General features: G+C 53.0%; 25 protein-coding genes and 1 pseudogene. 6 read left to right on the top strand and 20 right to left on the bottom strand.

From position 1 onward, the window contains the following. Positions 1–147 precede the first annotated feature (147 nt). On the top strand, positions 148–1392 hold the full coding sequence (locus ACQUWM_RS01670) for an FAD-dependent oxidoreductase (RefSeq protein WP_428920965.1): 1245 nt from the start codon (positions 148–150) through the stop codon (positions 1390–1392). A 147-nt stretch (positions 1393–1539) separates the two neighbouring features. After that, positions 1540–2718, top strand: a complete 1179-nt coding sequence (locus ACQUWM_RS01665) for a magnesium transporter (protein WP_428920964.1) — start codon at positions 1540–1542, stop codon at positions 2716–2718. Positions 2719–2742: 24 nt separating this feature from the next. Here the strand turns inward: ACQUWM_RS01665 and ACQUWM_RS01660 are convergent, their stop codons facing one another. From ACQUWM_RS01660 to ACQUWM_RS01600, 13 genes and pseudogenes are all read right to left on the bottom strand, one after another. Beyond that, positions 2743–2895, bottom strand: a complete 153-nt coding sequence (locus ACQUWM_RS01660) for a hypothetical protein (RefSeq protein ID WP_407000123.1) — start codon at positions 2893–2895, stop codon at positions 2743–2745. Next, complete coding sequence (locus ACQUWM_RS01655) at positions 2882–3505, bottom strand: GNAT family N-acetyltransferase (RefSeq protein ID WP_428920963.1); 624 nt, start codon at positions 3503–3505, stop codon at positions 2882–2884. The genes ACQUWM_RS01660 and ACQUWM_RS01655 overlap by 14 nt, the downstream gene beginning before the upstream one ends. A 12-nt stretch (positions 3506–3517) precedes the next feature. Next, positions 3518–4837 carry a glycerophosphodiester phosphodiesterase family protein gene (locus ACQUWM_RS01650; RefSeq protein ID WP_428920962.1) on the bottom strand — a complete coding sequence of 440 codons (1320 nt, stop codon included), beginning with the start codon at positions 4835–4837 and terminating at the stop codon, positions 3518–3520. 152 nt (positions 4838–4989) lie between these two features. Next, positions 4990–5466: a GNAT family N-acetyltransferase gene (locus ACQUWM_RS01645; RefSeq protein WP_428920961.1), complete on the bottom strand. Its 477-nt coding sequence runs from the start codon at positions 5464–5466 to the stop codon at positions 4990–4992. Positions 5467–5516: 50 nt separating this feature from the next. Continuing rightward, complete coding sequence (locus tag ACQUWM_RS01640; RefSeq protein ID WP_407000116.1) at positions 5517–5927, bottom strand: hypothetical protein; 411 nt, start codon at positions 5925–5927, stop codon at positions 5517–5519. Between the two features lie 111 nt (positions 5928–6038). Beyond that, positions 6039–6752, bottom strand: coding sequence for a glutathione S-transferase family protein (locus ACQUWM_RS01635; protein WP_407000114.1), 714 nt, complete (start codon positions 6750–6752; stop codon positions 6039–6041). A gap of 226 nt (positions 6753–6978) precedes the next feature. Continuing rightward, positions 6979–7524 (bottom strand): GrpB family protein, encoded by a 546-nt coding sequence (locus ACQUWM_RS01630; RefSeq protein ID WP_407000112.1) that lies wholly within the window; start codon positions 7522–7524, stop codon positions 6979–6981. A gap of 662 nt (positions 7525–8186) precedes the next feature. Next, a pseudogene (locus ACQUWM_RS01625) lies at positions 8187–8339 on the bottom strand (glutathione S-transferase family protein); the annotation flags it as partial. Positions 8340–8383: 44 nt separating this feature from the next. Then, positions 8384–8887, bottom strand: a complete 504-nt coding sequence (locus ACQUWM_RS01620) for a GNAT family N-acetyltransferase (protein ID WP_428920960.1) — start codon at positions 8885–8887, stop codon at positions 8384–8386. 288 nt (positions 8888–9175) lie between these two features. Next, entirely contained in the window at positions 9176–9670 is a 495-nt protein-coding gene (locus ACQUWM_RS01615) for a GNAT family N-acetyltransferase (RefSeq protein WP_428920959.1), read from the bottom strand. Between the two features lie 40 nt (positions 9671–9710). Beyond that, complete coding sequence (locus ACQUWM_RS01610) at positions 9711–10631, bottom strand: alpha/beta fold hydrolase (protein WP_407000104.1); 921 nt, start codon at positions 10629–10631, stop codon at positions 9711–9713. A 407-nt stretch (positions 10632–11038) separates the two neighbouring features. Beyond that, a complete protein-coding gene (locus ACQUWM_RS01605; RefSeq protein ID WP_428920958.1) occupies positions 11039–11542 on the bottom strand; it encodes a hypothetical protein in 504 nt (167 codons plus the stop codon). 437 nt (positions 11543–11979) lie between these two features. Then, positions 11980–12834, bottom strand: coding sequence for a helix-turn-helix domain-containing protein (locus tag ACQUWM_RS01600; RefSeq protein ID WP_428920957.1), 855 nt, complete (start codon positions 12832–12834; stop codon positions 11980–11982). 341 nt (positions 12835–13175) lie between these two features. Between ACQUWM_RS01600 and ACQUWM_RS01595 the strand changes: the two genes are divergently transcribed. Both ACQUWM_RS01595 and ACQUWM_RS01590 read left to right on the top strand, forming a co-directional pair. Beyond that, positions 13176–14135, top strand: coding sequence for an esterase/lipase family protein (locus ACQUWM_RS01595; protein ID WP_428920956.1), 960 nt, complete (start codon positions 13176–13178; stop codon positions 14133–14135). Between the two features lie 85 nt (positions 14136–14220). Continuing rightward, positions 14221–15273 carry a lipase secretion chaperone gene (locus tag ACQUWM_RS01590; RefSeq protein ID WP_428920955.1) on the top strand — a complete coding sequence of 351 codons (1053 nt, stop codon included), beginning with the start codon at positions 14221–14223 and terminating at the stop codon, positions 15271–15273. Between the two features lie 207 nt (positions 15274–15480). Here ACQUWM_RS01590 and ACQUWM_RS01585 read toward each other — a convergent pair whose 3' ends face one another. The 7 genes from ACQUWM_RS01585 to ACQUWM_RS01555 all read right to left on the bottom strand — a co-directional run bounded on the left by ACQUWM_RS01585 (position 15481) and on the right by ACQUWM_RS01555 (position 20511). Then, the gene (locus tag ACQUWM_RS01585; protein ID WP_428920954.1) at positions 15481–16119 is read right to left on the bottom strand and encodes an HAD family hydrolase; all 639 of its coding nucleotides are present in this window, start codon (positions 16117–16119) and stop codon (positions 15481–15483) included. A gap of 29 nt (positions 16120–16148) precedes the next feature. Next, positions 16149–16574, bottom strand: a complete 426-nt coding sequence (locus tag ACQUWM_RS01580) for a hypothetical protein (RefSeq protein ID WP_428920953.1) — start codon at positions 16572–16574, stop codon at positions 16149–16151. 108 nt (positions 16575–16682) lie between these two features. Further along, the gene (locus tag ACQUWM_RS01575) at positions 16683–17150 is read right to left on the bottom strand and encodes a hypothetical protein (RefSeq protein ID WP_428920952.1); all 468 of its coding nucleotides are present in this window, start codon (positions 17148–17150) and stop codon (positions 16683–16685) included. 483 nt (positions 17151–17633) lie between these two features. Next, a complete protein-coding gene (locus ACQUWM_RS01570) occupies positions 17634–18377 on the bottom strand; it encodes a hypothetical protein (RefSeq protein ID WP_428920951.1) in 744 nt (247 codons plus the stop codon). A 121-nt stretch (positions 18378–18498) separates the two neighbouring features. Then, a complete protein-coding gene (locus ACQUWM_RS01565; protein ID WP_428920950.1) occupies positions 18499–19083 on the bottom strand; it encodes a hypothetical protein in 585 nt (194 codons plus the stop codon). Positions 19084–19216: 133 nt separating this feature from the next. Continuing rightward, positions 19217–19552 (bottom strand): hypothetical protein, encoded by a 336-nt coding sequence (locus ACQUWM_RS01560; RefSeq protein ID WP_428920949.1) that lies wholly within the window; start codon positions 19550–19552, stop codon positions 19217–19219. A 500-nt stretch (positions 19553–20052) separates the two neighbouring features. After that, positions 20053–20511, bottom strand: coding sequence for a hypothetical protein (locus tag ACQUWM_RS01555; protein ID WP_428920948.1), 459 nt, complete (start codon positions 20509–20511; stop codon positions 20053–20055). Between the two features lie 483 nt (positions 20512–20994). Between ACQUWM_RS01555 and ACQUWM_RS01550 the strand changes: the two genes are divergently transcribed. Together ACQUWM_RS01550 and ACQUWM_RS01545 are read left to right on the top strand one after the other, a co-directional pair. After that, positions 20995–22119: a ferredoxin reductase gene (locus ACQUWM_RS01550; protein ID WP_428920947.1), complete on the top strand. Its 1125-nt coding sequence runs from the start codon at positions 20995–20997 to the stop codon at positions 22117–22119. Positions 22120–22128: 9 nt separating this feature from the next. Next, positions 22129–23316 carry a fatty acid desaturase family protein gene (locus ACQUWM_RS01545; protein WP_428920946.1) on the top strand — a complete coding sequence of 396 codons (1188 nt, stop codon included), beginning with the start codon at positions 22129–22131 and terminating at the stop codon, positions 23314–23316. The last annotated feature ends 12 nt before the right edge of the window (positions 23317–23328 follow it).

Raw genomic sequence — 23328 nt, 5'->3', positions numbered from 1 at the left:
ATCCCCACGACGCCATTGTGGTCCGCTTTCCGGAACGCCCTCTCACAAGCATGTATCAGTGCAGATTGAAATGATCGCGTGATAACATTCCCGCCCTATCGCGACAACCGCCAGAGTTATCAAACGCATGTCAGACAAGAGATCAGGATGACCTATTCCATAGCAGTGATTGGCAGCGGCATGGCAGGCTTGGCGGCGGCCTATCGGGCGCGTCGCGCCGGCCACGATGTCACCGTATTCGAAGCCAGCAACGGTCATGGCATGGACGCCCACGCCCTCACGGTGGATGGCGGCCTGGTGGATGTGCCCCTACGCGTGATGAGCCCGGACGCCTGGCCCAGCGTACTTCAGCTCGCCAAAGAAGTGGGCGTGGGCACCTTCGAAGTAGGCGTACACACCTCTTGCAGTTGGACCAACCGTCACACCTGGTTTCGCAGCGGGGAGATTCCGATACTCGGCTGGCCCTGTCTCGGTTCCTGGCGCTATCTGAACACCCGCGCACTGCGAATGGCTAAAGGCATCTGGCAACTGAGTCGCCTGACTCAGAAGCTGGCGCGGGATAAAACCGACGTCACTCTCGGCGAAGTCCTTAAGCACCAAAACTTCGACCCGTTATTCTGGCGCGGACTGGTGCTTCCCATACTCTCCACTATCTGCACCTGTGAAGAAAAACACCTGCTGAACTGGCCAGCAGCGCAACTGCTCTCGTCACTCCACGGCATTCTCTTCGGCTCGGAGCTCTATCGCCTGGAGGGTGGCACCGCGGCGTTGGTCGAAGGCTTGGCCGTAGACCTGCCTCTGTACTCCGGCAGCCCCGTTGCACAGGTCGAAGTCAGCGACCTGGGGGTGAAGGTCTACAACCAGCGGGGGTACGGTGGCGTGTTTGACCGGGTGATCGTCGCTACCCAGGCTAATCAGCTGAGTTTTCTGGATGACACACAGTTTGGTGACGAACGGAAAGTGCTGGAAAACATCGGGTTCGACGCGGGCGAGCTCTGGGTCCATCAGGACCCACGCTTCATGCCCTCGAAAAAAGAGGACTGGACCGCGCTGAATTTCCAGATGGACGAGGCGCTGGAAAAACCCATGTTCACCGTCTGGGTCAATGAAGTGGAACCCACGCTCACCGGCAGCGCGCCCGTGTTCCAGACCTGGAATCCGCTGTTCGAACCGGACCCGGACACGGTGCTGGCCCGGGTAGCGCTGGAGCGCGCCGTCGTCCACCGTGGCACAGCGCGCGTCCACGAGGCCCTCGGCCAGTGGCACCGCAGGCCCGGCCGAAAAGTCTTCTTCTGCGGTTCCTGGGCCTACGAAGGCGTGCCGCTGCTGGAATCCGCCGTGCGCTCAGCCAATGCCGTGGTGGACGCCATCAATCAGCCTCCGTCCGCTTAAACATCGAACGGATGACTCAGCTCCCGGCTTCGCCCAGGGAGCGTCCAGATAGCTGGCTCGAGCTCCGGAACATCTGATCAGGGCGTGTCGCCCCGCCCTGGTCCGCCTGATATAGTCTGGTTATAAACAGCGATGGCGGACCGAGATATGTCACATAATATGGGATTGATCGAACGGGTCGAGCATATCCGCGAACTGACACCCCTGGATGCGGCCGAGGAACTGGCCCGGCTGCCGGCGGACGATATCCAGTTCATTCTCTCTCGGTTGCCCGCTGAACAGGCCCTCACCGTAGCCTCCCACCTCGCCGAAGTAGCCGCCCCGGACGAGTCGGCCACCCGCGCGGTGCTGACCGGCATGGAAGAAACCATCGGTGAGCTGATGACCCCGGCAGCGGCGATGCTTCCGGCCAGCTATACCGTCGCCGAAGCGCTGACCTTCATGGTAAAAAGCGCCGACGTCTCCGAGATCAGTTACATTTTCGTGACCGAGGAGCATCGCCTGGTGGGGGTGGTGGGCATGCGCGACCTGATTCTCGCCAAACCCTCTGAGGCACTTGCCAGCATCATGGTGCGCGAGCCCTTCGCCTTTCACCAGGACACGCCAATCGAGGAAGCAATCGGCGAAGTGCAGTACCGGCACTACCGCATGTACCCGGTGGTGGACGAGCAGCAGCACGTGGTGGGCGAGGTGCGTGGCTGGAAGCTGTATGAACGCATCGCCTCGGAACTCACCGCCCAGGCCGGCTCACAGTATGGTGTAGCAAAGGAAGAGCAGATCAATACACCGGTGCTGGCGGCCTTCCGCATGCGACACCCCTGGCTACAGGTGAACCTGATCACCGCTTTCGCTGCCGCCTTCGTGGTGGGCATGTTCGAAAGTACCATCGCACAGATCGTCGCCCTGGCCGCCTTCCTGCCAGTGCTCGCCGGCCAGAGCGGCAACACCGGCTGTCAGGCGCTGGCGATCACCCTGCGCGGCATCACCCTCGGGAAGATACAGGACTATCCGATCAGCCGATTGTTGCGCAAAGAGATCCTGCTGGGTGCGCTCAATGGCGCCGCCGTGGGCGTGATCGCCGGCATCGCCATGTTCGCCTATGCCCTGTCCACCGGCTCTGCCAACCCGGCTATGCTCGGCCTCGTCATTTTCATTGCCATGATCGGCGCCTGTATCGGCAGCGGCATCTTCGGCGTCGCGGTACCGTTGCTGCTCAAACGCTTCGGCGCCGACCCGGCCACCGCCAGCAGTATCTTCCTGACCACCTTTACCGACATCATCGGCATGGGTCTGATGCTGTTCCTGGCCACCTCGCTGGTGCTGTAGGCTTTATTTTGTGCTGGCTTGTATTTACTCCCAACCGAACCGCTTGGGGTCCGTTTGATCCCGAAATTCGTCCGATAATTCCATGACCTCTTCAAACTCATCCAGGGCCTGAGTGCAGAACTGCTCTATGGCTTTTTCCTTGATGACTTTGAACTTTTTCCAATCACTCTCTTTCATGCCCCTCCCCCCTTGTGCCTGCGCTTGTTAAACGAAAATTCGCCCATTGGTCACGGGTAATTCTCCACTCAACATTGCTCCAGCCTTTGCTTCGCATCCACTCAGGGCTCGGCCGTATGATTGCCGTAGCACCCAGTGCATTTACAAGGCGTGCTATGCGCGAATTAGCACTGACAGTGCCACCGTATATGGTATGAAGATTGAGCGTACCAAACCCAAACTCAACCAAAGCATGCATGACTTCCGTAGCGTACGCATACCGCCCCCAATACTCTGGTGCCAGTTCAATTCCCAGCTCTGCAGTACCTTTCTCCTCACCGCCGCTCCGCAAGCCACAACAGCCGACGAGTATTTGGGGATCCCCGCGCCGAATGATAGCAAGCTGAAAATTTACCCTTGGCTGTTCCGCGGCCCATGCTCGAAAAAGTTCAAGAAGTTTACGAGCATACTCCGTCGTCGTGTGTTCCGTTCCATAGAACTCATGAGAGCGAGGATCACTATGATAGGCCTCAAAAGCATCGGAATCCGTGTCATTGAAATCACGGAGCAGGAACCTCCTTGTCGTTAACTCCACTATCCTGCCCCTCAGTTCGTTTGACGCTCGGCTCATGCCCCGGCTTGCCTAGTGACTCCGACCAGCAATCCCCATGCAATTGGCATAGAACGTGGTGGTCGCAGGCCAGTCAGAGAAGATACCAATTACCCCGACATCGCGGGCCAGCACATCTATCACAGTGAAAACATCACCATCATTATTGATGGCGTCGGTGATGGTCTGGTGGTACCAGCCACCTCCGTCAGCCAGCGGTCCGCTGCGTTCAACCGTCCAGGCAATCAGGTCCAGCCCCGCAGCCCTGGCGTTTTCCGCGTACTCCGACGGAACGATTTCCTGGTGGGCATCCAGGGCCAGCATCTTCCATAATGCCGGTGCCAGAATATTAACCCCTTGTGCGGAGAGATTCTCCATCCAGGCCAGGGACGAGTTTTCCGGCGTCAGCGGGGCCTGGTCCAGGAACACCGCCTGTTTCCCAAACCGGGGCGTCTCATTGACCCAAAACAGCACGTCGTCCAGCAGGAACGACTGCGGCCATACATCCGCCGGACTTACGCCCGCATCAATGTAGTCCTGAATCATCTGGCGGGCATAGTCTTGTTGGCTATAATCCCCTTCAAACGGCATATCCACCACAGGTGTTTTCAGTTCCGGTGTGAACTTCACACCCAACGCCTTGAACAACTCAATGCTTTCCTGGTGTGTCAGCAGAGTACCGCGGCTGCTGTACAACTCGGTACGCCAGTCGGCCGTCCCTTCCAGGTACTCCTCAGGGGTGGTTGCCATTGGGTTGAATGCGTCCATCTTGCCTTCCAGGGACTTGAATTCTTCCAGAGTGATATCGCTGGTACGGCATTCTGCCTGCGCCTCGGTGCCGCTTTCCGGATCCGCCGGCACAAACGGCTGGGTGCATTTTGCGTTCAGTTCGGGAATGGCCACGATATTGGTGGTGGTGTGAAGATCGTTTTGGGCATGGCGGCAGACCAGTTCCCTGTCCTTGGTGAAGGCAACGTCGCATTCCAGGATACCCGCGCCCATTTGAGCAGCTGCAACGTAGGACTCCATGGTGTGCTCGGGGAACTGCAAGGGCGCACCCCGGTGACCGATCGAGAAATCCGTAGGCCTGAAGTTTTTGCCATGGCAGGACTGCAGGGTGTCTTTTAGTGGCCCATCGTCCATGTCATTCACCAGCCAGAAAGGCCTGGGTCCGAGATGAACCTGGCGCTTGCCTCGGTGGAATTTACCATTCAGATCCGGCCACTTGTCGTGCCAGTTTTCCAGGCCCGGGGGCACCCAGTTCTCGCCTTTGCCATGCCCACCCGGCGCAGCATTAACGACGGAGAACAGTGACATCAGTAATGCCACAACCAGTAACATGCGTAACTTCATAACAAGCTCCCTATGTGATGAATGACACTCCACGACTACTATCAGCGGGGTGGGTTACGTTGTAGTGACGATTTGGTGACTGGCGCGGCCTGGTTATACAGATACATGTCCACTGTAAAAGCCATCAATATTGCAACCGTGACCTGCCCTGGTCATGTTTTCTGAATATCCAGTTTCATTTCCAACAGGGATCCCTGAAAACCAAACTTTTCATATGCCCGAACAGCCGAACCATTCTCCGCATACACGTCGAGATAGAAGTTGGTGACTCCTTGAGATTGGCCCCAACGAACCAGATCCTGCAAAATCACTTTGTTCAGCCCAAGCCCTCGATATTCCTCAGCCACGTACATGAAACCGAGGTATCCGTGACTATCATGCTCCAAGGCAGGCTTTGAGTGGCGGACCTGAACGTATCCTGTGGCGATAACGACTCCAGAAATCTCTCCCACTACCAACCTACTGAACTGATCAGCCATCAGTTTTTCGATATCGTAATAGTAAGCATCCTCTTCTTTCAGAGACGCGTTAAATGGACGCTCAGCGTCAATCACTTTTTGCTCCAGAGCCATGAGACAATCATGGTCTTCACCCCGTGCTTCCCTCACAACTAATCCATCTAAATTCATCAATACTCCAATGCAACTTTGAAAGACCGGCCGCGCACTGGCGCGAATTATTAATTGGTTACCCCAATGTACCACTTGGGCTTGATGCGCCCTAAGTCGCGGCGAGTATTTGATTTCAGTGTTTTTTTGGAATCCAGCACCATTTCTTTGCCGCCTTCTCTGACAAACACTACCCAATGCCAGAATGGCTTGCCCTGCTCCGTGTGCCACTTGATGGCCATGAGTGCCTTGTCCGGAAGGCGCTCCCAGGACTCGAATGGTGTTTCTTTGGGGGAAACCGAAATGCCGAACTCACGCAGGAGTTTCCGGACGTACTCAGTGTCCGACCAAAGCGCTTTGTCTGCGGCATAAATACCCAGAGCATTCGCTCTCTTTTTGGCCTCAGCATAGGTGACGCCGGCAATTGCGGCACTTGCAGCGATGCCGCAACCGGTTACTTCTTCCTGGATGACGGGTTCCATGTCTTTCCCAATTCACATTGAACTTACCGGGGCCAAAAGTCTCATGTCGCTGTTATGAAACCCTGCCCGGCGAAACGGGTTTCACCAAATCAGATAGTACCCCGCGACCGATTACACGCTATTGGGACCATCTTTCATCTTGAGCACGTCATCCATACGTTCCAAGTACGCAGGAATCGAGGCGTCCTCCAATGCAGCATGCTTGAGCGGCGTCTCTAGCGGTACCCGTGCGATATTGAAAAGGAACGCATAAAGAATCGCATCAAACGAGGTCACTTGGTCACCTACCGCATACTTGTGCTGACTTAGCTGCCAGGCCATCGCAGTAAGATCCGCAATGCCGGTGGCGTAGACCTCAGCCAATGGATAACGACCATAACCCTGCCCGATGAGGCTTTTTCTGATACCTCTTCGCGCCGCACCCGCCACCAAGTGGCGAGCCGCGGATGGCACCATGCCAAAAAACGCATCCCTGGTGTTGGGCCAGTACTTGTCGTCTATCCACCGTGACAAGACGATAGTGAAGTAAAGACTCTCCTCACACGTGCGACGCAGCAAATGGCCGGAGGCTAATTCAGCCGCGGAAAGCTGTCCGTCTAGCGGGTCACCGTATGTCATCTTCAGGTACGCCAGGATGTTGCCACTGTCGGGAACTTTCTGTGACTGGTCAATGATGAATGGGAGCTTGCCTCTTGGCCCTTTGAAAGGAAGAGTGCTCTTGGTCTGATAGGGAATCCCTGCCAAACGACAGTAAGTCTCCACCTTGAGACAGAACGGGCTTGCATTCAAACCCCACCCCGGCGCGAATTGATGTATCTCGATCACGGCATCTCCCCGAGTCTGATTTTCCCAAATAAAGTGCACCCAAGCCTATGAACTATCGCCAGTTTTTAGAACCAACAAGACGAGTGTTTGTCAGTTCCCAGGACGCGAACTGGCACAGTAACTCGGTTTTCAGCCCAACACTGAGCGCTGAGAAAGCCCGGCGTTGCGGATGAATCCTTAGATCCTTACCGGTACCTGTTATTGCCATGCATTCGCAGGTCCTTCCTCATAGTACTGATGCACCTTTCAGTGCCTCCCGTATGAAATCTGCCTTAGCCGCGGTATATGCCTCTCTATCTGACCTGAATTCTTCTGCCCACAGCCGCTTTTTCTGCTCATACTGTTCTGCTAGTTCAGTGTGGGCACGAAGTAAGTTCCGAAACGCCAAGCGCCGATCCCATTCGTGACTACCGTACACCACAAGGTGCAGGTGATGTGTCCGGCGCCCTTCGGCCCATCGCATAAGCCAACGCCGATCAACTAACGAGGCATTGAACTCCATTGATGTTGTATATTTTGCATGGCATAACGGTTCCATTAATTCATCGGCACGCGATATCGAATCCACTCCAGCCAGAATATCGATGATCGGCTTGGCTGAAAGGCCAGGTACTGCTGTGCTGCCAATGTGCTCTATCGCCAAAAAGTAATCAGGAAACAAACGAAGGAGGCGGTCTCGCTCTTCTTCAAATATGGTTGGCCAGTTCTCGTCATACGGGAAGATTGTCACCGGCTCCTGAATTGCTCTATTTAGGGATTCTTCTTCGTCCATGACCCACCATCTATAGCAATATGACGCAGAGCGTACCGGTGATCTTGACGCTGCGGAGCGGAGACAAGGGCATCCGAGTGCCGCGTTTGGTTAACTGGTTTTTGCGACATTGCCACGGAGCTTCCGCTCCTGCTCAATCATCTGTTCCTGGCGCTCCCCCCATAGTGCGACCTCAATACTTTATGACGGTGCCTGAAGACGAACCGGTAAACCGGTGCCAGAATATATGCCAATAGGGGCAACCTACACTGGAACTCGACGGTATCGGTAACCCGGCAAGATGACCCGTTCAAATCAATGTCCCGACAATGGTGCCACAACTTGTTGGTTAGAGAACTGGACTCTTCCACAAAACCACGTTGGCGATCAATGCTCTGGAAAAAGAACGTATGCCGATCGATGGGAATAAATCCGAAAAGTAGTATCCAGCTGGAAAAAAGTATCCTGCCTGTAGGCCACTCAAAGATTGCCTGGTTAGACCATTTGGGAGGTGCGGTCATGCGGATGAGAGGACTCAGCTCCGTATTGACCCCCTTCATGGTAAGAAGTCCGCCGACCTCCTTCGGACTGACTTCAAGATTGCTCGATACTTGAAACTTCACCACTGCCCTCCGTGACTGCGATGGTTACATGGCAATCACACCATACCTTTGAAATCCGGCTTTGCCATTGGAATTCTTTTTCAAAAACTCGTCAGATTCAGTGTCGCCAGCCAGGATATCGACATCAATCCATTCGTGGTCAATATTCAGCAGGCTGCAAACGAGCTGAGCCTTGTAGCAGTTGCCTGATTTGGTATCACCGTAAATCTTCACGCACTCTCCTTTGCTATGTAAAACCCCACCGGTGGATGGGATGGTTATACCTCTTCAACGGCTCTTGTCATGTATGTCGCCTCTTCCCCATACATGGAAAGGTCTCTCTTTAGCGACTCGTCCACGTCCACAACCTCAAAGCCATTACGTTTCCAGTACGATGATGCCCCCTGGATAGCGACAAGGAACAACCGTTCATATCCCCGCTGTTTTGCGGTATCTAGCACCGCATCCAACAATTGTTTTGCTGTACCAGCCTTACGGGCATTAGGGCTCACCGCCATATCGTGGATGCACAGGCTGTCCGGATCTGACGGAATAGAATACTCGACGCGATCCAGATCCAATATTTCTCCGAATACCCACGGCAGAGCAACGACATAACCCACGACACTTTCGCTCTGAACTGCCTTATAACAGAAATCCGGGTAAGCAGAGAGCTTTGCGGAAAACGAATCTGCTGACTCCAGGAAATCCTGGCTGTAGCACTCCCGCTGTATGCGCAACACCTCCGGGAGGTCAGGCTGCGATAATCTTCTGATCTTCATGGTGACAAACATCCCCGCCAAATTTGGTATAACGCCGCAATCACGCACTTGTCGCGTGCACGGCCTGGTTATGCTGTGCTGGATGGTCACTTACCAGTCGTCCATACATCGCCGAGTCAGAGACGATGCCGTTGACTTCCCAACGCTGCTTTAGCAGGCCCTGAGTTTGCTTTGTTCATATTGTTTCTTTTGGAATAGATCAGAGGCGCGATCATATAGAGGTTTTGCCATGGGATTTCGCCGATCCTTGCTGCCTCGATAGCCTCTGACAACGATCCCTCGACTTCCTTAAGCCATTCCAGGCCAGTGCCTCGAAACTCCGGCAACATCAAACGCGTAGAATTTGGTGCCAGGTACCGGATTATGAAAATAAGGCTCAATTTCAGTAAATCCCATTTTCTCGTACAAGGCTTGCGCTTTTCTCGTGGGAGGTACTGCATCCAGAACAAGCCGGTCGTAACCTAACCCTTTGAGTTTTAGCACGAGGTTTTCCATAAGCAACCATCCGATACCGCTCCCTTGCTGATCCGGACGGACGTACAAGCGCTTTACTTCCGCTGTATGTTCATCGATTCTCCTGAAGCCAACACCACCAGCAACGGCAGAGCCCACCATTGCAAACGTGTATTGTCCGCTTGGCAAAGAAAAGAGTGTTTCCAGGCTGGCCATCTCTCCCTCGAAATCCTGGTAGGAAAGATCAATGCCGAGCCAATCCGTGTACTCATAAATTAACCGTCGGAGTTCCCCGCTATCCGAGGGAAAACGCACATCCCTGATTACCATCAACTACTCCCTGTTTTCGGTCAGTGCTTAATGCCAGCCATCAGCCGCGCGAAGTATGAGCGTCGGCTACGTGGCTGTGTTCAGCATGATGGGCAATTTCATCTGCTATCCGAGGCAACAAGGCCTTTGGCAGACAATGCCCAAGCCCGTCAATTTCTACCAGTCGACCATTAGGCAACAAATTCGCAATGTGCTTGCCGTGGGGTGGCGGATTGAGAGGATCCTCAGAACCCTGAATCACCAAGGCCGGAACGCTCACCTTCCTCAGCTCCCTCCCCCTGGAAAGAGGTACTGGCGTTGTCATTGCGTGATTTCCAGGCTGTGTCCAAGTTCCAGCATGATCTATACATCGTTGCTCACGCAGTCGAAAATCCGACGCATCAAACTCAAGCTTTTCTCCCGAGAGGAGGCCCCACTCTTTCACGCGACGATCAAGTTCTTCTTCCATGCTCTCTGAGGGCTTTGCTCGTGCAGAAAGCGCTTCAAGCACTTCTTTTTTGGGAAGGGGTAAACCATCCGGTGAGCTCTCTCCTGAAAAGGCCCGTCCGATATTTCCTACAAAGTCCACATCAAGTGCTGCTCCACACATAAGGGTCAAGCTGTGGAGCCGATCCGGATGATCCAACGCAAGCAGTTGACCTAACGTCGCTCCTATCGATAAGCCTACAGTATGCGCTTTGTCTACTTCCCACGCGTCGAGAATCGAAACTGCATCTGACGCCAGGTCCTCCACGGTATAGGGGGCATCATCAAACTCAATGAAGGTAGAGCGCCCCGTATCACGATGATCATACCGAATCACTCGATATCCCTTGGACACGAGCAGCTCAACGAAATTATCCGGCCACATGAGGGCCGATGCATTAGCGCCAGCGACGAGAAGAATTGTATCGGCTCGACCAGAACCAACTGACTCACTCCAGAGTGATCTGCCGTCCACATTTACAAATTTTTCTGGCATTCAAACCCCTTCCATATTGCTACCCAAAACTGCTGAACGCCAAGCCCACCGGAGACCTTACTAGAGCGGAGAAAAGGGCATCCGAGTGACACGCTTAGTTATCTTGCACATGGAACCTCGCCGGTCTCAACAAGATTTATAAATTGCTCCGCACTAAGAAACTGCACTCCCTGAGATTCAGCTTTCTCGATTTTTTTGGACCCGCGTTTTCACTACCCACCAGAGAGTCAAGCTTCTGGGTCATCGAAGCGACAACCTTGAAACGATCATAATGCGCAAGACTGGTGAGCTCTTCTTTTTTACTTGTACCGAAGGGACTTTTTCTACAGCCTCAACGCTTGCAGCATGCGCGCTCTTAGAATGTAGTCGAAGGCGCAATGTAATGGGTGTCGCCGTGCCTGCAATGGTTAGGAAAATAAGCCCAAAAACCTTCGGTGCTCAATGAACGGATTTTTGTCCGGAGAATACCCAGCTATTATCTTATTTGCTGCCAAATCAAAAGATGACATGCCCGAATCCATCGCAAGCTCTTCAGTCCGAGACAAACGTGATACTCGCTTAACGAACGCCCGCGGCGGATCAATGGTGTACAGCCACCACTCTCGAGCCTTCATTCCCGGACGGTGTTCGTGGCACCCTTTCGTGAGATTTACCACCAAGTACTCATTTGGATCTTCAACCTTTCCAATTCTCCTCACTTCACCCTCTTTCTTGGGAAGCAGCAAGTCAGTGCAGATGTTGAATCCGGCTTTCTTGGGGCTTGGCTCGAAATGCTCAACCCTACTTCCATCTCCGTGGAACGCATAAACGATATTGCCACCAAACATGACGATTTTTGTGACGACGACCAAGTAATACCATTTACCCTCGAATCCGATTTCCAGGATGTCCCCTGGACTTTGCTGAATCACAATAATCTCCTAACGCCATCAGCACGCGGCTACGGAATGGAGGCGAAGCCGCAATGCAGTAGCCGTCGCCGTGCCTGTGATTGTTAAAACTGCTAATCGCTGCAGACCACTTTGAGCGGAAGACCGTCTTTGAGAGCGTAGTACTCTGTGCAGGTCCCGCCCTCAATGCTTACGGTCCGGGTACCATGGTCAAAAAAGTACATAATCTCAGAAACTCCAAGCCACCCATTCTTATTCAAGTCCATCTCGGCATAGGTAAATGGCAGGCTCACCAGCCAGAGGATTAGTGCCAGGATAAGGACTGCCAGAACAAAACCAATACTCAACCCCACTTTCATGTGATGCTATGACCAAGATACCGACCAACACTAAGGCTACCCAAAGCAATCTTCGTTTCACTTTCCGATGTTGTATGGGTCAAGGGCTGGGTCTCCCGCTCATCCACCAGCACGGTATTGCTCATGCCGATGCCCCATTGGCTGGGCAGGCGCAAAAATACAGCCGCGATGTCGGTGTGACAGTACCGTTGATGGCTTCATCCCGAGCATGGTGCGAAAGGTATTGGAAAAGTGGGATGAATCGGTAAATCCTGCCGCGATAGAGGCTTCCGTCAGCGAGTTACCCTGGGCCACACCCACCGCAGTTACATATAGCCTGTGCCATTGACGGTAGCGACGAATCGGCACACCCAGGTGCTTCTTGAACAGTTCCACCAGCCGGGGTACCGACAGGTCGACCTCACCTGCCAACTCCGTCAAAGACAAGTTGTCCGCTACCGACGACTTGATCCGTCGCACCACCTGTTCCACTCTCTGATCCACGGGCGATTGGTTGGCCGTATCCTGGGGAAAGAGCTGGTCCAACAGGGCGTAGAGTGCTTCAGGTGTCGGGGTCTCTCGAAGCACATCGGCAAAAGCTCCCTGAAAGGACTGCTCCTCCTGAAGGCAAACATACATACCATCCTGAACCTCCGTCATCACCGTTGCCAGGTTGGCATAGTCCTGCCCAAAAGGATCCAGATAGCACAAAGCGACAACCCCATTGGCCGAATCAGTGCATACCTGTTGTCCCGACCTGAAGAGCACACTGTGACAAACGATATCCACGCCACAATTCTCAGCCTGCACCCGCATGGGCCGATCGAGACTTACCGCCAACATCGGAGCAGCCTGGGAAACCTGGCGTGGCTCTGGCAAAACCCCGAGAAAAAACGTTCTTCGATCCCAGAGGTACAGCAAACTCCCGGACAACGGCGCATCCATAAGAACACCCTTCTGACTGAGCACCGGCACAATCGATCTATGTCCTTCAGGCAGAACTGCAAAGCTGGACAGGCCTGTCCGTCGATTGTTGCACTCGCATTCTGTTGTTTTTCGAAAAGCCTCAGTGAGCCCACCAGGGAATCATAGAACATGCACGACGAAAGGTCCTATCGGTATTTCGCTTTCGTGACCACAGACTCATACCCGCCTACTAACGCCCTCCGCCATCAGATCTTTCAAGTAACCCGAGTATGACACTGTGTAACTTTTAGGCGCCTGCAGAGCCCAAACAACCCCATAAACGTGATGCAGGTACCTATGTTTTGCGTTGTATCCAAAACAACAATGATTTCAAAGGCAAGGAAAACCCCATGAAGAAATTGCTCATATCAGCAGTCGCTACGCTAATGCTTGGCGCCACTCTACCCGCCCAGGCCGGCTTGCTCGATTTCTGGAAGAAGAATGAATCTCAAACCAAGCACCCCATTGTGCTGGTCCCCGGGATCTTGGCGTTCGACACCATCGCCGGCGTCGATTACTGGTACAAAATCCCTGCCGCCCTGGAGTCTCAAGGGGCCACTGTCTTCATACCAAAAATAAATTCCTATGACAGCTCCGCCAGGCGAGGTGAAAGGCTGATAGAACAGCTGGAAAACATCCAGGCCACATCGGATGGCAAGATTCAGAAGTTCAACCTGATGGGGCACAGCCAGGGGGGAATGACGGCACGTTATGTCATGAACGTGCGCCCGGACCTGGTGGCTTCTGTCACCACAATGCATACCCCGCACAAGGGTTCGCCACTCGCCGATGTGGCAACGGGCATCGCGGAGCCCGGCACGCTGCAAGGAGTGACTTTTGAAGTGTTCTCCAATGCACTGGGTGATCTCGTCAATCTAATGTCCGACAACAAGCAGGATGAGGCCGATATCAACGCCATGCTGGCGGAGTTCAATAAAGCCGGTGCCGCTGCGTTCAACAAACGCTTTCCAGTGGGCGTGCCAACCACCGACTGTGGTCAAGGGCAAGCCAAGGCCAACGTGGACGGTCACACTATCAGGCTGTATTCCTGGAGCGGCACTGCGACTGTGACGTCAGGTTTTGATATCTCGGATGCCCTTTTTGCGGTTACCGCTTCTGCTTTCGATGGGCCTACCGACGGTGTCACCGGACAATGCTCGAGCCACTTCGGCCAGGTTCTGAAAGACGATTACCGGATGAACCACATCGACGTGAACAACCATGTATTGGGACTGGTGTCGCTGTTCGAAACCAAGCCAGTAACCCTGTTCCAGAATCACGCCAATCGCCTGAAAAACGCAGGCCTCTGATCAAAACCTCCCGTTTTGCCTGGTGGCGGAACGGGAGTCTTCCATCGCGAAGATGTTGTCGCCAGTGCCTATCCAAGGAAAACGTATGTCAGTGTCTCACCGTCGTCTTATGTGTTGCGCCGCCGTCGCTGCGGTATTTGCCGTTATTGTGGGCGTGCAACCTCTGACTCAACCAGACCAGCACACCGCAGCCACCTCCGAAGTAGCAACTGTATCGAATCCGACAGCTTTTACGACAGGTTCCAAGTTGGACACCAACAACGACCAGGTTCATGCCAGCGCTCTGACTCAACGTTCGGAACTGGGTCCGCTACCGGCCTCTCTACAGGGTGCTGAACCCAGTGTGGTACTTACAACAGATGAGCAGGGAAACTTAGTGCCGGAGCATGACTTGCTTATCCTGTTTGATTTCTATTTGTCCGCACTAGGAGAGGAACCACTCGATCTGTTGTTGTCGAGAATTCGACAGTCACTGGGTGACCGCCTGGAAGGTCAGGCCCTGGCTCAGGCACAGGATCTATTACGCCGCTATGTGGATTATCGAATAGCACTCGGTGACATCGAAGGCAGCTCCACACCGGTCACATCAAACGGCATGGCTCCCGTCTCAAACTTACGCGAACGTTTTCAACAAATGACGGCCCTGCGTCAGGAACTGTTCTCCCAAGCGGAAGGCGAAGCTTTTTTTCAGCTAGACAACGTGCAGGACGAGTACATGCTGCAACGTTTAACGATCGAACAAAACCCTTCTCTCAACGACCAACAGAGGCAGCAAGCGATAGCGTCGCTTGATCAAACACTCCCGGAAGAAATCCGTGCCGTGCGCCAGCGCGTGACTCGTGATGCGGAACTCTACGTAACCACTGAAAGCATGCGGAGGACCGGTGCGGGAGAGGAAGAGATTTATAAAGTAAGAGCCGAAACATTAGGCCACACATCGGCCGCCAACCTGGCGGCGTTGGATCGCAAACGGGAGAAATGGGATCAACGACTTTCTGAGTACGCCCGGGAACGGGATGCCATTCGCGAGTCCGGCCTCAGTCGTGCCGACCGTGAAAGCGCGGTGGATACGCTAATCGAAGATCGCTTTGACGCGCTTGAGGGCAAGCGGGTTCGGGCATTGGATTCAGAGCTGTAAGGAATCGAGCCACTATGACAAGCTTCAATCAAAACAAAAAAAGCACCAGACCATGCAAAAAGGGCTGATTTTCGGGGGGATTACCGGGGAGCGTCAAAGATGCTTCTATACTTTGGCACAAGGTCTCCAGATGAGGCTTAACGCTCGGCTCACGCGCCGGTTTGGAGCCGCGAAGCGGCGAAAAACCGGTCGCCGTGCAGCCGTTGGTTATAAGCCAATGTACCCCAAGGCCACATCGACTTCTGTGTAATCCCGAACCGATTTAGGGCTCGTAATACGATCTCCGACAGAGACAAAGTTGTAACCGAGAGCCTTGGAAGCATTCTGATCCCAAGGTCCATCCCCAAAATAGGTCATGGAATCGTAATGACTCCTACCCGCACGCCTTTCGGCCAACCGCATGATCTCTGTTCTGCTGTAGTGATCCGAGGAAGAGGCCATCGGTATAGAAGAGAAGGTGATACCTGCAGCGCCAAGTTTCATCTTCGCGGATTCACTCCAGCCACCAGTCGCAAAAGCCACTGCAACATTCTTGCGGGCGACGAGCTGCGATAAAAACTCATACGCTCCGGGGATTGGGGATACAGCATGGCACGAAATGTAATCCGCTACTCTGCTCACAAACTGCTCTTTAACTTCTGCGGTGATCCTCTCGCTGTCACTTTGAAGGCCCAGTCCATCAATCACCTCGGCGAGAATCCCAGAATCAGTCACATGGTTATAGCAGCCCCAGTCAGGCCCTATCGTAACTCCCAGCACATCCTCGATAGCTGCTTGAAAGCACTCAGTATCGAAGCCGTAGGACTCAACCAATGTTCCGTCTATGTCAAACAAGACCAGATGCACAAACTCTTCCTTGGTTTATAACGCCGCGTTCACCGACTTGTCCGGTGCAACGCATGGTTATATTTGTCGCTGAGTTTGAAGATTGCAGCCCCAACTAAAAACGAGAACAACGCCCACCCGGCGACGAGCAGCGAAATTCCTATGGCTTCCGCAAGACGTATAGCGCTGCCGCTAGCAATGCTTAAGGCTGCACAACAAGCCATAACCAGAATAATCTCCTGGTGTGTCAATCTGGCTTTGGGATGCCCTACAAAAACGTAGCGCGCAACAGAAAGAGAAAATGAAGTAATCATTGCGCAGATAGCCGTTACTAGAGTCAAAAGCTCAAAGACACCTAGACATCCGAATTTTGGGTCGCACGACTGAGCGAAATGCAGATGGCCCGCGTTCCATAGAGTAATAGGGATAAAAACAGAAAGAAACGTGATAGCTGAAACTTTAAGAATCTCTCGCATGTATCCCCCAAAATATAACGCCAGCGCACAACGGCGCACTTGTAATGGAGGCGCAGCCGCAATGAAAAGGGCGTCCGGCGGCCACCGGCCGCGTATTGATGCGCCTTGTTAAGAATTTGATGCTCTGGCCGAGCGGACTTTGTTGTAGGGAGTTTTTCTCTCCCGCAACAGAAATGCTTCTAATCCGTAAGCTAAATATGCGTAGTCTTGGTGAAAACCCAGGGTAACCACCTGAGACACTCCGCGGTCAGCCCATTTTTTCTTGGGAACGTACTGCCTATCTTTTACTGGAACGCCCCTTTGACCTTCTGCCATCCGAAAATATTGACTAGTCCTCGAACCAAGGCCATAGCCAGTATATTTGCCACCGCCTAGAGATGCGCCAACCCCAATGTAAAGGACCTCGTCGTGCTCTCCCAGCAACAGGTATACACCTTGCCTATTGTGTCCGGGCAATGTTCCGACCAAATCCCACGGGCTATTCCATCTTGGCACTTCCACTTCCGAGGAAGGCCAATGGCGACGGAAGAATTCGTCAGAAACAGCTTTGATGTCATCGAGGGTAACTGTTGGCACGGTTCTACCTATTCTTAACGCCTGAATTAAGCCGCGCCGCGAAGCGGCGTCGGTTTGAATGAATTGTTAGGTTGCACGTGCGATGGGCCCGCACCGGTCGCACGTGAGTACGTCCGCAGCAAGGTTGCCACGACGGATGTAGAACCAAAAGTCTGGGAGTATGTTCTGATCATCAGGTTGCACACTTGCATGATCTACCGTGAGATGCCCGCATGAACTGCATGGTTTGATAGTGTAGTCAGCGGCACCGAGGTGCATGGACTGATAGTCGCCGAATGAAATTCCATGCTTTTCAGCTAAGACCTTTAGGTCACCAACAAAGGTATCGAACCGGCGATCGTCGCTGCTCTCAGACTGAAAGTGTAGCTCTATTTGTATGGCGTACGTGTTCATTCGACTGTGCAACCTAACGCCGCTCATAACGCGCGGCTTTGGAATGGAGCCGAGGGCGCAATGAAAAGGGCGCCGCCGTGCCTGCATTGGTTATACGTTTTGCATACTGGATTGAGATGCCGCGTCTTTCACCAAATATGCGTATGAAATAAGGTAACTCACCAGTATTCTATACTGGTCGTGAAAAGTCTTAAGGATCGGGTGGTTATTCGCAGGTACTTCCAGTATGAAAACTTTGTTTTCAACAATGAACTGCGACACAAACTCTTCATGGAGTTTCCTATCGTTCCCAATTCCAGACTGCTTAATTACCCTGCCTGTGAACTCCGTAGCGTCAGGCACCAGGCCCTGATCATGGGCTATTGCGTGCCGCATCTTCTCAACTAAATGCACGGCAACACGCAAATTAATACCGAACTTGTTTTTAGCCTCCCTAGTTTTAACGTCAGGAAAGCTATCTGAGAAGTAACTAAGCATTGGACTCAAAGTTCGGGAACACTTCCCTGTCGCTTCAAAGTACGACGACGTCAAAAATTTCTCGAACTTTTCGTAGGCACTCATAAGTAGCCAGCAGTACTGACTATTTTTATGCCAATAGGTTAAGAGCTTCAATTCCTCGATGGTTGCTGTCCGAAACGCATATTTTTCAAGCTTCCCAGTGAAAGGATTGTCGAATCCAAAAGCCTCTCTACTGACGATCTCCTCAGGTTCCTGTGAATCACTGTATAGTTCAAGAACTTCAAACTCCCTTTTAAAGGCATGATTAACAACCTGTTTTAATTGATTTAGGTCAGCCAAGTCTTCCAAAAGTTTTTGGTATTGGTTGTCAATCACACTACTCTGCATGCATTCTCCGTAACGTATAAAACGCCAATGTTCAGCGGCCGGTTTGGAGGCGCAACCGCGCCGTAAAACCGGTCCGGTGGAGGCCCGTCAGGGCCGGAACGAACTGCAACTACTGGTTATATTTCTTGAGTCGTTGCACGAACTTTCGCCCTATACCACAACGACTCACACTACCATCAGTGACAGGAAGGCTAGACTCACCGTTTTCTTCGGCAAGTTTCAACCGTATGCCAAACAACAGCGACCTCGACGTTCTGAGCAATTCCAATAGGGTTTGGCTTTCAATTTGGTGTTTAGGCACCGGATTTTGACCAGTAATGGTGGCCTTATCAATATGCGCAATTACTAGATTTCGGTAATCCTGAACGTTGATTTTACTCTTTAACATCAGGATGTTATCTCGGAATTCCTGTAATTCTCGATCAACGTAATTTTCGTAGGTAGAAACCAGGTTATACAAGCTAAGATATTCGTAGGTGTTCCCGGAAACCTTAAAGTCCTTACCATCGAATAGCAGTCGTGCAGTCGAAATGACGATGTCATTGTGTACGGAGAGCTGAATTATTTTAGCAGCGTCCAACGATAAACTGCTGATCGCCTTCACTCCCTCATCATTACAGTAGACCTCATCGTAAAAGTGGACCGTAGTAATTAAACGGTCCAGTTCGACGATGAATCTATCTATATCGAGCATCACACGCTCCGATTGGGCGAAATATAACGCGAAGCTTAGCGGCGCCCTTGTAATGGAGGCGAAGCCGCAATGAAAAGGGCGTCCGGCGGCCGTAGGCCGCGTACTACAGCGACTTGTTATGTGAATCCCGAGGCTACTTTTGACCCGTAATCGCGTAGTAGGCCAAGCCCACGAAGACCACTAACAAAACCATTGCAAAAAAACCGATCAAAAGTGAGAAGCAGACCCTGTGAAGTTTCAACCACAAAATGAGCTGCTGATCATCAATTTTTGACCACTTGGCTGACCGCAACGCGAACGACTGGAACTTGAGCGACTTTTTAACATTATGTTCAAGAAGGCTAGGTGCAAAAAGCTCAGCGTGCATCTCAGGGTATCTCTCTTTTAGCCGTTTCTTGATCAAGAATGCTAAAACCACACCTGTCGCCCAAACAAATATAAAAAAAGAAACGCCGATCGTACCTACCACGCATACTCCCGATTACGCCACATAACGCGGAGGTAACCGGCACCGGAGCGAAGCGCAGGGAACCAGAACCCGCCAGGGTTATGGTGTCCGGTTGACCGTATGGTTAAGGGCCGGTTACCCGTTTGTCTGTTTTGGCACCCAATGATGAATGCCTGCTCCCTGATACCTTGCACCAACCTGACCGATGGCGCCAGGAACCAGGGCACCGAGTGAGCGGTTGTGGGCAAATGGATGCGCTGAATTGCCCCGCGACCAGAACACCAGAGTTTTTACCAACGCTACCGCCAGACTGTGCAACCAAACCGGACAGCATAATTTGACAGCCTTGGCTGACACCGACTTTTTCAGCATGGGTACCGGCTGTAGGCCAAGGCCATGCAACCAATGCCCCGGCCAAACACCCAATCGATGAACACCACAGCCAAGGCCTTTAACGCCCGGCTCACGCGCCGGTTTGGAGCCACAAAGTGGCGGAAAATCGGTCGCTGTGAAGCCGTTGGTTATGAAGCTCTCAACCGATGCAATAGGGTCTCGAGCAGAATACACAGCCAGGCCAAACTGAACTCCAGCTCTCGATGCTCCGCAACCATATGGCTCAGCTTTGAAAACTTGTTCACTTCAGTACTAAGTTTGTTAACTCGAGACTCAATATTCACAGGCTCAACAGTGTGTGCCATCTTGTTCCTTATTTGGTTTAGTTCTTTTAGCCAATGCCACACACAGTCATCGAGGCCATCCGAATTCAGAGCCCAAGCAAAGCGGAGCTTCTCAGCGAACATCATTCGCTCCCCTACCTTGATACCAAGCGGGTTGTTTTCCCTCAAGGACTCGGCCAAGACGTCACTCAACACTTCCTCAATGAGCAAGTGTCCCTTTAGGATCACTAACTCATGCCCACCGTCGATAGGCAGTAGCCTGAGGAAGCGCGTCAGCCTTTTCGCCTTTTCAGTCTCACTCATTCATAGTGCTCGATGATGAATTCATAACATTTGTATATGAGTCTGAATGATCACTTTTCCACTGACTCATATCTCAATTCAACAATCTTCCAAAACTAGGCAAAAAATCCTGTCAGGTCAATAAGTTCTGGCTGTTTTCCTGACCGCCGTCCCAAACAAAAATGATCACAAAGACCACTATCCACTTTTTCAACCACCCTTCCATACTCCTGATTTAGAAAGGAAACTTACAGGTATCTACAAACGCACCCAGATCATGGTCGCAATGATCATTTTCCAGTTGTCAGCCCCCTCCCCGCCAACCAACCGCTGAAAACTTTCAGCGCCAGAATGCCACCGGTAGCTTCGGCTGATAGCTAATCAGGCCATATGGCATTGGTGGACTCTATAGAGGTGGAGGGCTCTTAACCCGTGTACTAGCTTGAAGTAGGTCATGCAGTACACAACTTCGGCTTCAATGCATTTTTTCAGAGTATCGTAGTTATGGTAAGTCCAGCTCAACAGACTCCCGACCCGGAAACCACGTGGCGACAAAAACTGTCAGACGTTCTGGATATGTTCGCCTTTCCTTTGCGCACCTCCCATTACGTCGAACTGGTCAACCCGCTCTGGAGCACCCACCAGATGCAGGCGCAGGTCGTCGATGTATGGGACGAGACCAAGGATGCTCGCACCATTACCCTGCGCCCTGGCGTGAACTGGCGATTGAACCGGCCCGGACAGCATGTTCGCATCGGTATTCCTGTTGAGGGCCGACACTATACCCGCACCTACACGATATCCTCTCCGCCGGAGCGTAATGACGACTGCTTTACGATCACCGTGAAGATTATCGAGGGAGGGCGCGTATCCAGACATATCGTCCGCAATATCAAAGTCGGTGACTACCTGCCCATAGGTCTGCCCCAGGGCGACTTCTATCTGCCAGATGCCTCTCCGATCCAGCCCCTGTTTATTACAGCCGGTAGCGGGATCACGCCAGCCATGAGCATGATACGAAGTCTGGTTGCGCAGGAGCGGTTGCCGGACACGGTGCACATACATTACGCACCTCACGAGTTCGATGTGATCTTCAGTAAAGAGCTGCGACAACTCGCGGCGGATAAGGCGCAGTACCACCTCCACGAGGTGCACACCCAGGAACTTGGTGAACAGAAACAGACCAGGGGCTATTTCAGTGAGGAGCAGTTGGAATCGCTCTGCCCTGACTGGAAAGAGCGGGATTGCTACGCCTGTGGCCCCCCGGGGCTACTCGCCGCTCTGGAAGACCTGTATGAGCAGGCTGGACTCAGGCGCCGACTGCATATTGAGCGCTTCCTGGCGGATTTTGCCGAGGTACCGAAAGACGCCGTTGGCGGCAAGGTCCGCTTTGCCCTGAGTAACCTTGATGTAGACGCCGACAGCGAAACCAATCTGTTACGGATTGCCGAAGACGCTGGTATGAATCCGCCCCATGGCTGCCGCATGGGTATCTGCCATACCTGCAACACCAGGCTGGTCTCGGGTTGTGTGCGTGATTTACGTACCGGCGAGGTGTTGAACGAAGCCGGCGCCATTGTGCAGACCTGTGTGTGCGCCGCTGCTGGCGACTGTGAATTGGATCTTTAGGAGTACACGATGGCTACCAAGAAACCCCTGCCGGTGGATCTTACCGACGAGCAGATTGACGAATTCGGCCGTGAAATGGAGGCGATTTATGACGACATCATGAAGAGTCGAGGTGAGAGTGATCGCCAATACCTCCTGGGGCTGATCCGGACGCAGAGAAGCATGGCCCTGATTGGCCGTTTGTTTATGTATGCGGGTCTGTTCTTCCTGCCTGCCTGGTCCCATGCGCTGGCCGGCTGGACCGCGACATTACTGATCATGGGACTGGGTACGTTCATGCTTGGCATTGCCAAGATTCTGGAAAACATGGAAATTGCCCATAACGTCCTGCATGCGCAGTGGGACTGGATGAAGGATCCCGATATCCAGTCCAATACCTGGGAATGGGACACCATGAGCCCGTCGGATCGCTGGATGCATTCCCACAACGTGGTACACCACACCTGGACCAATGTCCTGGAGAAGGATCTCGATGTCGGATACGGCATTATGCGGGTGACGCCTTTGCAGGAGTGGCATCCCAAATACCTGCCCCAGCCTGTTTATTTCATCCTGCTGATGCTGTTCTTTGAGGAAGGCGTAGCACTGCATGAACAGGCCCTGGTGGATGTGATTGAAGGTCGCAAGAAGGCATCAGAGCTCAAGCCACTGGCGAGCCGTATCGGTCGGAAGATCTGGGGTCAGGTTCGTAAGGACTACATTATGTGGCCGGGACTGGCGGCATTGATCGCCGTGCCGATTTCCCTGTATGTGCCGGCCTCCCCTTTCCTGGTGTTCGGGCTGGTGGCCGGAGCGAACTTCATTGCCAACATCATGCGCAATATCTGGGCGTTCATGATCATTTTCTGCGGCCATTTTCCCGAAGGCGTGTATAACTTCACCCCCGATCAGGTGGAGGGGGAATCCCGTGGCCAATGGTATCTTCGTCAACTCCTCGGCTCCGCCAATATTACCGGAGGCAGTCTGTTCCATGTGCTCTCCGGTAACCTGAGCCACCAGATTGAACACCATCTGTTCCCTGACATGTGCAGCAATCGATATCCGGAAGCCTCCCAGCGGGTGCGGGCGGTGGCTGCCCGCTATGGCTTGCCATACAACCGGGCATCCCTGTGGCGGCAGTTTGGCACTACCTGGCTGAAAAACTTACGGCTGGCATTTCCAGGGGGCAGACCACAACCGGAAGTCGCCCGCGCCTGACGCGAGCCCCCG

Origin of the sequence: Marinobacter sp. DUT-3 (assembly GCF_050379435.1) — a bacterium.
In the GTDB taxonomy this organism is placed as follows: domain Bacteria; phylum Pseudomonadota; class Gammaproteobacteria; order Pseudomonadales; family Oleiphilaceae; genus Marinobacter.
Note: the sequence above shows the minus strand (reverse complement) of the source record. Positions and strands in the feature narration are given on the sequence as shown.